Here is a 10,223-nt window from a genome sequence, read left to right on the forward strand (position 1 = left end):
ACGGCGGCTCGGCCGTGGAGAGCGTGGACCCCTGGGCGGGCAGCGCCACCGCCCCGGCGGCCAGCCGCCCGTTCTCCCACAGGGCCACGTGCACGGCCCAGTCGGTACGGCCCGCCTCGGCGAACTCCCGGGTCCCGTCCAGCGGGTCGATGATCCACACCCGCCGCGCGCTCAGCCGTGCCGGATCGTCCACCCCCTCCTCCGAGAGCACCGCGTCGCTGGGGCGCAGCCGCCCCAGCGCGGAGAAGAGGAACTCGTGCGATGTACGGTCGCCCAGGGTGCGCAGGACGTCGGGCTCCTCGAACCCGTGCCGGGCGCGCAGCCGGAGCAGCTGCTGCCCCGCCTCGCCCGCCAGGTCCCGTGCGACTTCATGATCGTTTCGGATGCTGCTCACCGGCCTCAGTACGCTCCCGCTCCGCGGATCACCGCTGACCACGTCTTCCAGAGAATCTGCACGTCCAGGGTCAGCGACCAGTTTTCCACGTAACGCAGGTCCAAGCGGACCGATTCCTCCCAGGAGAGGTCGGAACGCCCGCTCACCTGCCACAGACCGGTCATCCCCGGTTTCACCACCAGCCGCCTGCGCACGTCGCGCCCGTAGCGCGCGACCTCCTCGGGAAGCGGCGGCCGCGGCCCGACCAGCGACATCTCGCCGCGCACCACGTTGACGAGCTGGGGAAGCTCGTCCAGGGAGTAGCGGCGCAGCCAGGCCCCGACCGACGTCACGCGGGGGTCCGCGCGCATCTTGAACAGCACACCGTCGTGCTCGTTGGCGCCGAGCAGACCGCTCTTCATCTCCTCGGCCGCCGGAACCATGGTACGGAACTTCACCAGGGGGAAGCGGACCCCGTCCTTGCCCACGCGCGTCTGGCGGAAGAAGACCGGCCCGCCGTCCCCGGCCCGGATCGCCACCGCCAGCACCGCGAACAGCGGGGACAGCAGCAGCAGCGCCGCCCCTGCGGCGACCCGGTCGAACAGCCCCTTGACCACCCGGCGGGCGCCCTCCAGCTCGGGGTGCTCCACGTGCAGCAGCGGCAGTCCGGCCACCGCGCGGATCGTGGTGCGCGGCCCGGCCACCTCCATCAGCGCCGGGGCCACGGTCAAGTCGGTGCCGCACTTCTCCAGCGCCCAGGCCAGCCGGCGCAGCTCGATGCCGTCCATCTCCGGACAGGCCAGCACCGCCACCGCCTCGGCGCCCACCGCCTCGGCCGCCTCGGCCGCGTCCCGGAAGCCGCCGAGCACCGGCACGCCGTCGACCGCGTCCGGCCCGGCGCCCGAGCGCCCGTCGGGCAGGCACGCCCCCACCACCCGCATGCCGTGGTAGGGCTCGCGGCGCAGCTGGCGCACCAGCCCGGCGGCGGCCTCGCGGTGGCCCACCACGACCACCCCGCCCATGCACCGCCCGGCGCGGCGCATCCGGTGCAGCCGCTTGCGCCAGCCGTAGCGCAGCACCAGCGCCGCCGCCACCGTGGCGGGCAGCGCCACCAGGACGTACCCGCGGGCCAGGGCGGGCACCGCGGCGAACCCGGCGATGGCCACGGCCGCCGTCAGCACCACCCCGGCGGCCAGCACCCGGCGGAACTCCTCGGTGCCCACCCCCAGGAAGCGGCGGGCATAGCCCCCGGCCAGGGCGGCCGAGACCACCCACAGCACCGGCAGGGCCAGCGACAGCCCGGCGTGCGCCGCGGCGGCGGGCGTATGCACCTCCCCCTGGAAGTGCAGCTGGTGGGTGACGGTTCCGGCCGTTCCGGCCGCCGCGGCGTCCAGCGCCACCAGGCCGCGGGTGTACCCGCGCACCCAGGCGGCCGGGGCGCGTTCGACCCTGCGCTCACCGGCCCCGCTGCGCACGTCGAGGGCCACCGCCATAGTCCCCTCCCCTCGCGACGGCCGCGCCGCCGACCGTGGATCCGGCCGAACCGGACCGGCGTGAGCGGGGTATCGGCAGGCGCGAAATCTCTTCCCTGATGGGCCAACAGTAGCCAAGAGTGTTCATTCAGTCGCGTGACGTGACCTAATCGGGTAAAGAAAAAACCCGGCCCGGGGCCGGGTCCTTTCCGCCGGAGCGACGGGGCGCCGCTCAGGCGGAGGTGTGGAAGGTGTTCTGGGCCCTCTCCAGGCCCTCGGCCACGACCGCCTCCACGGCGTCGGCGGCGCGGTCCACCTCCAGGGGCAGGTCCTTGCGCTCGGTGGAGGAGAAGTCCTTGAGTACGTAGGCCGCCGGGTCCATGCGCCCCGGCGGGCGCCCCACGCCCACCCGCACGCGCAGGTAGTCGGGGCCGGAGAGGGACGAGGTGAGCGACCGCAGCCCGTTGTGGCCGCCGGCGCCGCCGCCCCGCTTGAGCTTGAGCGCCCCGAAGGCGATGTCCATGTCATCGTGGACGACGACGATCCGCTCCATCGGGACCTTGTAGAACCGGCTCAGCCCGACCACCGGGCCGCCGGAGAGGTTCATGTAGCTGCGCGGCTTGGCGAGCACCGCGGGCACGCCCGCCAGGCGCCCCTCGGCCACGTCGGCGTGGGCCTTGTGCGCCTTCCAGCGGTGGCCGCCGCGCTCGGCGAGCTCGTCCACCACCATGAAGCCCACGTTGTGCCGGTTCCCGGCGTACTTGGGACCGGGGTTGCCCAGCCCCACCACCAGCCAGCGCTCGCTCTCGGCCACGCCCCGTCCCCCGTCGTCGCCCGCGCCGGACGCACCGGCGCCGGCTCCGGAAACAGCCGGTGCGCGACCCCCGAGCAGACGCTCCAGGAGGCCGCGCACCGGACCCATGCCCATCGGTGTCGACAGGGCCGGCTACTCGGCGGACTCGGAGGCGGCGGACTCGCCCTCGTCCTCGGCCCCGCCCTCGGACTCCTCCTCGGAGGCCTGGTCGGCGGAGACCGAGGCGACCCAGGCCTCGGGGTCGGTGACCAGCTCCACACCGGCGGGCAGCGTGATCTGGCCGGCGGTGACGTGCGAGCCGTCCTCCATGCCCTGCACCGAGAACTCGACGCCCTCGGGGATGTGGGTGGCCTCGGCGGCGACCTCGATGGTGGACAGGTCCTGGTAGACCGAGGCGCCGTGGGCGACATCGCCGGTCAGGTTGACCGCGATCTCGACGTTGACCTTCTCGCCCTTCTTGACCACGAGCAGGTCGACGTGCTCAAGGAAGCCCTTGATCGGGTCGCGCTGCACGCTCTTGGGCAGGACCAGGTTCTCCCGGCCCTCGACCCCGTCGACGCGCAGCAGCACGTTCGGGGTCTTGAGCGCGAGCATCAGGTCGTGGCCCGGAAGGGTGATGTGACGGGGCTCGGTGCCGTGGCCGTAGAGGACGGCCGGCACCTTACCCGCGCGGCGGGCGCGGCGTGCGGCGCCCTTGCCGAATTCCGTGCGCGGCTCGGCAGCGATGCGTACCTCGGACACGACAAAACTCCTCGGAGGTTCGTCCCCGCAGGATGCGGGGAACACGACTTCTCTGAAACGACTCCCGCGGGACACGGGAGAACTGCACGGGATCGGTCCCGCAGGCAGGCGGAGACGCCGAAGCGCGCCGCGCCCGGGCACGGCGACCACGCGGCATCGGCCCGGTGGCCGCAGTGGAACCCCGCGGACACGGGGACACTCGGTCCAGTCTAATGCCTCGTCCGACGTCTTCCGTACACGCCGGTGCCCGGGGAGGGGCCGACCCCTCCCCGGGCCGGGCCGGTCAGCCCTCGAAGAGGCTGGTGACCGACCCGTCGCTGAACACCTCGTTGATCGCCCTGGCCAGAAGCGGCGCGATCGACAGCTGGGTCAGCTTGTCGAAGTCGCGCTCCTTGGGCACCGGGAGCGAGTTGGTGATGACCACCTCGGAGATGCGCGAGTTCTGCAGCCGCTCGGCGGCCGGGCCGCTGAGCACGCCGTGCGTGGCGGCGGCGATGACGTTGCTGGCGCCCTGCTCGTACAGGGCGTCGGCCGCCTTGACGATGGTGCCGGCGGTGTCGATCATGTCGTCGACCAGGATGCAGGTGCGGCCCTCGACCTCGCCGACGACCTCGTGCACCTTCACCTCGTTGGCGACCTCGGGGTCGCGCCGCTTGTGGATGATGGCCAGCGGCAGGCCCAGGCGGTCGGCCCAGCGGTCGGCGGTGCGCACCCGGCCGGCGTCCGGCGAGACCACGGTGGCCTCGGTGCTGTCCACCCGGCCCTTGATGTAGTCGGCCAGCAGCGGCAGCGCGAACAGGTGGTCCACCGGTCCGTTGAAGAAGCCCTGGATCTGGTCGGTGTGCAGGTCGACCGCCATGAGCCGGTTCGCCCCCGCGGTGGCGAACAGGTCGGTCATCAGGCGGGCGGTGATCGGCTCGCGGCCCAGGTGCTTCTTGTCCTGGCGGGCGTAGCCCAGGAAGGGCGTGATCACCGTGATGCGCTTGGCCGAGGCCCGCTTGAGCGCGTCCACCATGATGAGCTGCTCCATGATGGACTCGTTGATCGGGTCGGAGTGGCACTGGAGCACGAACGCGTCGCACCCGCGGGCCGATTCCAGGTAGCGGACGTACATCTCGCCGTTGGCGAAGTCCTGGAACCTCGTCGGAACCACCTGGATGCCCAGCTGCTCGGCCACCTGCTCGGCGAGCTCCGGGTGCGTGCGCCCGGAGAAGAGCATCAGCTTCTTCTGACCCGCGGCCTTAATGCCGGTCACTTCTCAGATCCCCCACAGACACTGTGTCATTCGCCTTTGCCGGCGCCTTCGTCGCGGATCTCGGCGTCCCGGAGCGCGCGCTCGGCGGCCTCGGCCGCGGCGGTCCCCGGGCGCTTCCGCTGCACCCACCCGTCGATGTTGCGCTGCCCGCCGGCGGAGACCGCCAGCGCGCCGGGCGGGACGTCTTCACGGACCACCGTTCCGGCGCCGGTGTAGGCGCCCGGCCCCACCTCGACCGGGGCGACGAACATGTTGTCGCTTCCGGTGCGAGCGTGGTCGCCGATGGTGGTCCGGTGCTTGTCGACGCCGTCGTAGTTGACGAACACCGACGAGGCGCCGACGTTGACGCCCTCGCCGATGTCGGCATCGCCGACGTAGGTCAGATGCGGGACCTTGGAGCCCGGGCCCACGGTGGAGTTCTTCACCTCGACGAACGTGCCGGCCTTGGCGCTCTCGCGCAGCACCGCCCCGGGGCGGAGGTAGGCGAAGGGGCCGACGGTCGCGCCGGGGCCGATCTCGGCCCGCTCGGCGTAGGTCTCGCGGACCACCGCCTCCTCGCCGACCAGCGTGTCGGTGAGCGTGGTGCCCGGGCCCACCTGGGCGCCCTCGCCGACCCGGGTGGAGCCGCGCAGCCGCACCTGCGGCTCGCCCACCNGCCCAGCTCGACCTGGACGTCGACCCAGGTGGAGGCGGGGTCGACCACGGTCGCCCCGGCGCGCATGAGGTCGCCGAGCAGGCGGTCGTTGAGCAGGCGGCGCGCCTCGGCCAGCTGCGCCCGGTCGTTGACGCCCTGGATCTCCACCCAGTCGGCGGCCGGGGCCGCGCCGACCCGGTGGCCGTCGCCGCGCAGGATCGCCACGGCGTCGGTGATGTACTCCTCGCCCTTGGCGTTGTCGGTGGACAGCCGGTGCACGACCTCGGCCAGCAGCGACCCGTCGAAGGCGTACATGCCGGAGTTGATCTCGTCGACGGCGCGCTGCTCCTCGGTGGCGTCGGCGTGCTCGACGATCTCGGTGAAGACCCCGTCGGCGTCGCGCACCACGCGGCCGTAGCCGGCCGGGTCGGGCACCTCGGCCGAGAGCACGGTGACGGCGTTGCCGGCCGCCTCGTGCGCCTCGACCAGGCCGCTCAGGGTGGCGCCGCGCAGCAGCGGGGTGTCGCCGTAGGCCAGCACCACGGTGCCGGACAGCGAGGCGCCCTGGTCGCGGAGCTCCTCGACCGCCACGCGCACGGCGTGGCCGGTGCCGTTCTGCTCGGCCTGCACCGCGGTGGACACCTCCGGCGCGGCCTCCTTGATATAGGCGCCGACGCGCTCGCGGCCGTGGCCGACGACGACGACGGTCCGCTCGGGGCCGAGCTCGTCGGAGGCGGCCAGGACGTGGCCCAGCATGGCCCGCCCGCAGATCTCGTGCAGGACCTTGGGAAGCCGGGACTTCATTCGGGTGCCCTCGCCCGCCGCGAGGACGATGACGGCAGCCGGACGGCTCACGCTCACGGGCGGAGACTCCTCATGTCGCTGGCGGTATCGGATGCGTCGTCGCGTCGACGCTGCCGGGCGGGTAGGCCCCCGCGCGGCCGACGTGACCTGTCGGCGAGGCTGAACATCGCCCTGCGCGCACGCGAACGGAACGGGATCAGGGGCCGACAGGGGAAGGATACATGCGGCGGTCGGGGGCCTCGGGGGCGCACCCCGGCGCGCTCGGGCGGCGGCCCCCCGGCCGGCGGGGCGCGCGGCGCGCGTGTGAGATCGGTTACCGGGCGGCCGGCGGCGGCATCCGGGCCGCCGCGCGGCCGTGCACGCGACGGAGGGGGACGGGCTCCCGGGCCAGGACTCGAACCTGGACAAACGGCACCAAAAACCGCAGTGCTGCCATTACACCACCCGGGACGGTCGGCGGCGCGGCCGAGCACGCGCCTCCGGGACTCACGATAGCCGCTCCCCGACATCCGGTCATCCCGAATCCCCCGCGCACCGCCCGCGGCGGCGGCCGCCCGCACCCCGGCGCACCGGACCGGCGCGCACCCTTGCGCAACCTACGGCCACGTAGGTTACGGTTACGTAGGTAGAGGTTTCCGACGCGATCGCCGGGCGGTCGGGCGGCGGGACGGGCGCAGATCCGCGCACGTCCGCGCAGAACGCAACGCCCCGCACGGCCGTCACGAGAACGCAGGTGGAGAGAGATGACCGCAGTAGTCACCGAAGGCGTCACCGGGGGGACCGGGGCGCCCAAGCGCGCGCCCGAGCCCGAACTCGACCCGGAGGGCACCAGCCGCGCTCAGCGGTTCACCGTCTTCCTCTTCGTGCTGGTCCCGCTGCTGGCCCTGGTCGCCGCGGTCCCGTTCGCCTGGGGCTGGGGGCTCACCCCGCTCGACCTGGGCATCGGCGCCGCCTTCTACCTGGTGTCCGGGCTGGGCATCACCGTCGGGTTCCACCGGCACTTCACGCACGGCTCCTTCAAGGCCAACCGCGGGCTGCGGATCGCGCTGGCGGTGGCCGGCAGCCTGGCCATCGAGGGCAGCGTCATCAAGTGGGTGGCCGACCACCGGCGCCACCACAAGTACGCCGACGCCGAGGGCGACCCGCACTCCCCCTGGCGCTTCGGCGACGACTGGCGCTCGGTCGCCAAGGGGCTGTTCTACGCGCACATGGCGTGGATGTTCCTGAGCGAGGAGAAGACCTCGCCCAAGCGCTTCGCCCCCGACCTGCTCCGGGACAAGGACATCGTCCGGGTCGACCGGCTGTTCCTCCCGCTGGTGCTGTTCTCGCTGTTCGCGCCGGCGGCCATCGGCGGCCTGGTCACCATGTCGTGGTGGGGCGCCTTCACCGCGTTCTTCTGGGCCGGCCTGGTCCGGGTGGCGCTGCTGCACCACGTGACGTGGTCGATCAACTCCATCTGCCACACCATCGGCGAGGAGAACTTCGAGGTCCGCGACCGCTCCCGGAACGTGTGGTGGCTGGCCATCCCCTCCTTCGGCGAGTCCTGGCACAACCTGCACCACGCCGACCCCACCTGCGCCCGGCACGGTGTGCTCAAGGGCCAGGTCGACATCTCCGCCAGGATCATCTGGCTCTTCGAGAAGGCCGGCTGGGCGACCAAGGTCCGCTGGCCCAATGCCGAACGCCTCGCGGCCAAGCGCGTGAGCGTCTAAAGTCAGGAACCATCATGGAAGCCGTGAGCGAGACGAAAGGCCGGTCCCGCAAGAAGCGGATGACCGGCAAGGAACGGCGGGAGCAGCTCCTGGACATCGGCCGGGAGCTGTTCGCCGAGCGCGGCTTCGACGGGACCTCCGTGGAGGAGATCGCGGCCCGCGCGGGGGTCTCCAAGCCCGTGGTCTACGAGCACTTCGGCGGCAAGGAGGGCGTCTACGCCGTCGTCGTGGACCGCGAGATGCGCACGCTGCTGGACATGGTCGGCCGGTCGCTGACCTCCGACCACGCCCGCGGCAAGATCGAGAACGCCGCCCTGGCGCTGCTGCAGTACGTCGAGGAGAGCAGCCAGGGCTTCCGGATCCTGGCCCGCGACTCGCACGCCGCCTCGGGCACCGGCAGCTTCGCCAGCCTGATCAGCGACATCGCCACGCAGGTCGAGCACATCCTGGCCGACGAGTTCAAGGAGCGCGGGTACGACCCCAAGCTGGCGCCGATGTACGCCCAGTCGCTGGTGGGCATGGTGGCGCTGACCGGCCAGTGGTGGCTGGAGGTGCGCAAGCCCAAGCGCGAGGTGGTCGCCGCGCACCTGGTGAACCTGGCCTGGAACGGGCTGTCGGCGCTGGAGCCCAAGCCCTCCCTGGAGTCGGTCGACCGGAAGCGGCCGGAACGCTAGGGCGTGTTCCGGGGGCCGGTCGCCCCGCGCCGTGTCGGGCACACTATCTTGATATCGAGAGATAGGGTGTGCTCATGCGTGATGAGGTCGACGGGCTGGTCGAGGCGTGGCGTGCGGAGCGCCCCGACCTCGACGTGGCGCCGCTGCAGGTGCTCAGCCGCGTCTCGCGGCTCGCGCGCCACCTGGACCGGGCCCGGCGCGCGGTCTTCACCGACCACGGCCTGGAGCCCTGGGAGTTCGACGTGCTCGCCGAGCTCCGCCGCTCCGGGTCCCCCTACGAGCTGAGCCCGGGGCGGCTGCTGCGCGCCACCCTGGTGACCTCGGGGACCATGACCAACCGCATCGACCGGCTGGCCGCGGCCGGCCTGGTGCGGCGGCGGCCCGACCCCGCCGACAAGCGGGGCGTGCTGGTGCGCCTGACCGACGAGGGGCGCGAACGGGTGGACGCCGCCCTGGAGGCCCTGCTCGGCTACGAGGAGTCGATCCTGGAGCCGATGCCGCCGCAGGAGCGGCGGGGGGCNCGCTGGCCGCGCTGCTGCGCTCGCTGCTCTCCCCCCTCGACGAATGACCGCGTTTCGGACACTCTTGTTACCGGGCGGTACCCGTCCCCCTCACCGGGGTGCCGCCGGGGCGCGCAGGGAACGTGTCCGATTCGAGCGGAGATCTACGTGCACATCACGCGCAGCGCCGCCCTCGCCGCGGCGGTCCTCCTGGCGGCGGCCGCCTGCTCCTCCGGGGAGTCCGGAGGGGCCGCCGAGGAGCGGTACTACCTGTCGCTGGGCGACTCGCTCGCCGTCGGCGTCCAGCCGGACGGCGAGGGCGGGTTCGAGGAGACCACCGACGGCTACACCGACGCGCTGTACCGGACGCTGAAGGACGGCCGCCCCTCCTTGCGCCACGAGCGGATGGGCTGCGGGGGCGAGGACACCACCACCTTCATGGACGGCGGGCTGGAGGCCTGCGGCGAGCGGTACACCGAGGGCACGCAGCTGGCACAGGCCGAGCGCTTCCTGGAGGAGAACCGGGGACGGGTCGACCTGGTGACCCTGGACATCGGCGGCAACAACTTCACCGGCTGCGTCGACCTGGGCGGCGGGAGCGGGGCGTCCGAAGACGGCGGGGGCGCGGAGGACGCAGAGGACGAGGACACGGGCGGGTCGCCGGAGGTCGATGTCGACCGGGCCTGCGTCGACGAGGGCCTGGACCGCCTGAAGGAGGAGGTCCCCGAGATCACCTCCCGCCTGCGCGCGGCCGCCGGTCCCGATGTGCAGATCATCGGCATGACCTACTACAACCCCTTCCTCGCGGCGATGCTGCTGGAGGAGTCCGGGGACGGCGCCGGTGCCCCGGACGGCCCGGACGGCTCAGACGGCCCGGACGGCGGTGGCGGGGCCTCCGGCGACGAGGAGGCCGAGGGAGGCGACTCCTCGGAGGAGGAGCTGGTCGACTACGCCACCGACGTGCTGGTGGAGATGAACGGCGTCCTGCGCACCTCCTACAGCGACGCCGGGATCCAGGTGGCCGACGTCGAGGAGTCCTTCGAGTCGGAGAACTTCGCGCCCGCCGAGGGCGAGGCGGACATGCCGACCAACGTGAAGAACATCTGCGACTACACCTGGATGTGCAACACCGAGGACGGCCCCGACATCCACACCAACCAGGCCGGGGCCCTGTACATCGCCGAGACCTTCGAGCAGTTGGTGGAGAGCGCCTGATCCGCCGAGCGCGCGCGGCGGGGCGCCCC

Annotated in this window: 8 protein-coding genes, 1 tRNA gene and 2 pseudogenes; 4 read left to right on the forward strand and 7 right to left on the reverse strand. The window is 72.7% G+C overall.

The features are described from left to right. The 7 genes and pseudogenes from D450_RS0121430 to D450_RS0121460 all read right to left on the reverse strand — a co-directional run. A partial coding sequence (locus tag D450_RS0121430; protein WP_017540699.1) for an inositol monophosphatase family protein occupies positions 1 to 394 on the reverse strand: 394 nt, incomplete at its 3' end. 5 nt (positions 395 to 399) lie between these two features. Beyond that, entirely contained in the window at positions 400 to 1,866 is a 1,467-nt protein-coding gene (locus D450_RS0121435) for a sugar transferase (protein ID WP_017540700.1), read from the reverse strand. Between the two features lie 211 nt (positions 1,867 to 2,077). Further along, positions 2,078 to 2,659, reverse strand: coding sequence for an aminoacyl-tRNA hydrolase (gene pth, locus D450_RS0121440; protein ID WP_017540701.1), 582 nt, complete (start codon positions 2,657 to 2,659; stop codon positions 2,078 to 2,080). Between the two features lie 132 nt (positions 2,660 to 2,791). After that, positions 2,792 to 3,400, reverse strand: a complete 609-nt coding sequence (locus D450_RS0121445; RefSeq protein ID WP_017540702.1) for a 50S ribosomal protein L25/general stress protein Ctc — start codon at positions 3,398 to 3,400, stop codon at positions 2,792 to 2,794. A gap of 283 nt (positions 3,401 to 3,683) precedes the next feature. Then, positions 3,684 to 4,655: a ribose-phosphate diphosphokinase gene (locus tag D450_RS0121450; RefSeq protein ID WP_026128688.1), complete on the reverse strand. Its 972-nt coding sequence runs from the start codon at positions 4,653 to 4,655 to the stop codon at positions 3,684 to 3,686. Positions 4,656 to 4,681: 26 nt separating this feature from the next. Beyond that, a pseudogene (glmU, locus tag D450_RS30870) lies at positions 4,682 to 6,150 on the reverse strand (bifunctional UDP-N-acetylglucosamine diphosphorylase/glucosamine-1-phosphate N-acetyltransferase GlmU). A 322-nt stretch (positions 6,151 to 6,472) separates the two neighbouring features. Then, positions 6,473 to 6,543 (reverse strand) — tRNA-Gln (locus tag D450_RS0121460). 293 nt (positions 6,544 to 6,836) lie between these two features. Here D450_RS0121460 and D450_RS0121465 point away from each other — a divergent pair. The 4 genes and pseudogenes from D450_RS0121465 to D450_RS0121475 all read left to right on the forward strand — a co-directional run bounded on the left by D450_RS0121465 (position 6,837) and on the right by D450_RS0121475 (position 10,194). After that, positions 6,837 to 7,805, forward strand: coding sequence for an acyl-CoA desaturase (locus tag D450_RS0121465; protein WP_017540705.1), 969 nt, complete (start codon positions 6,837 to 6,839; stop codon positions 7,803 to 7,805). 14 nt (positions 7,806 to 7,819) lie between these two features. Continuing rightward, positions 7,820 to 8,479 carry a TetR/AcrR family transcriptional regulator gene (locus D450_RS0121470; protein ID WP_017540706.1) on the forward strand — a complete coding sequence of 220 codons (660 nt, stop codon included), beginning with the start codon at positions 7,820 to 7,822 and terminating at the stop codon, positions 8,477 to 8,479. A 74-nt stretch (positions 8,480 to 8,553) separates the two neighbouring features. Beyond that, positions 8,554 to 9,047 (forward strand): annotated as a pseudogene (locus D450_RS32710) (MarR family winged helix-turn-helix transcriptional regulator). A gap of 100 nt (positions 9,048 to 9,147) precedes the next feature. Beyond that, entirely contained in the window at positions 9,148 to 10,194 is a 1,047-nt protein-coding gene (locus D450_RS0121475; RefSeq protein ID WP_026128689.1) for an SGNH/GDSL hydrolase family protein, read from the forward strand. The last annotated feature ends 29 nt before the right edge of the window (positions 10,195 to 10,223 follow it).

The organism is Nocardiopsis halophila DSM 44494, from assembly GCF_000341245.1.
Taxonomy (GTDB): Bacteria; Actinomycetota; Actinomycetes; order Streptosporangiales; family Streptosporangiaceae; genus Nocardiopsis_A; species Nocardiopsis_A halophila.

Coding starts and splice junctions, on each gene's coding strand:
- D450_RS0121435 (WP_017540700.1), bottom strand. CDS start 1,866: ATGGCGGTGGCCCTCGACGTGCGCAGCGGGGCCGGTGAGCGCAGGGTC.
- D450_RS0121465 (WP_017540705.1), top strand. CDS start 6,837: ATGACCGCAGTAGTCACCGAAGGCGTCACCGGGGGGACCGGGGCGCCC.
- D450_RS0121470 (WP_017540706.1), top strand. CDS start 7,820: ATGGAAGCCGTGAGCGAGACGAAAGGCCGGTCCCGCAAGAAGCGGATG.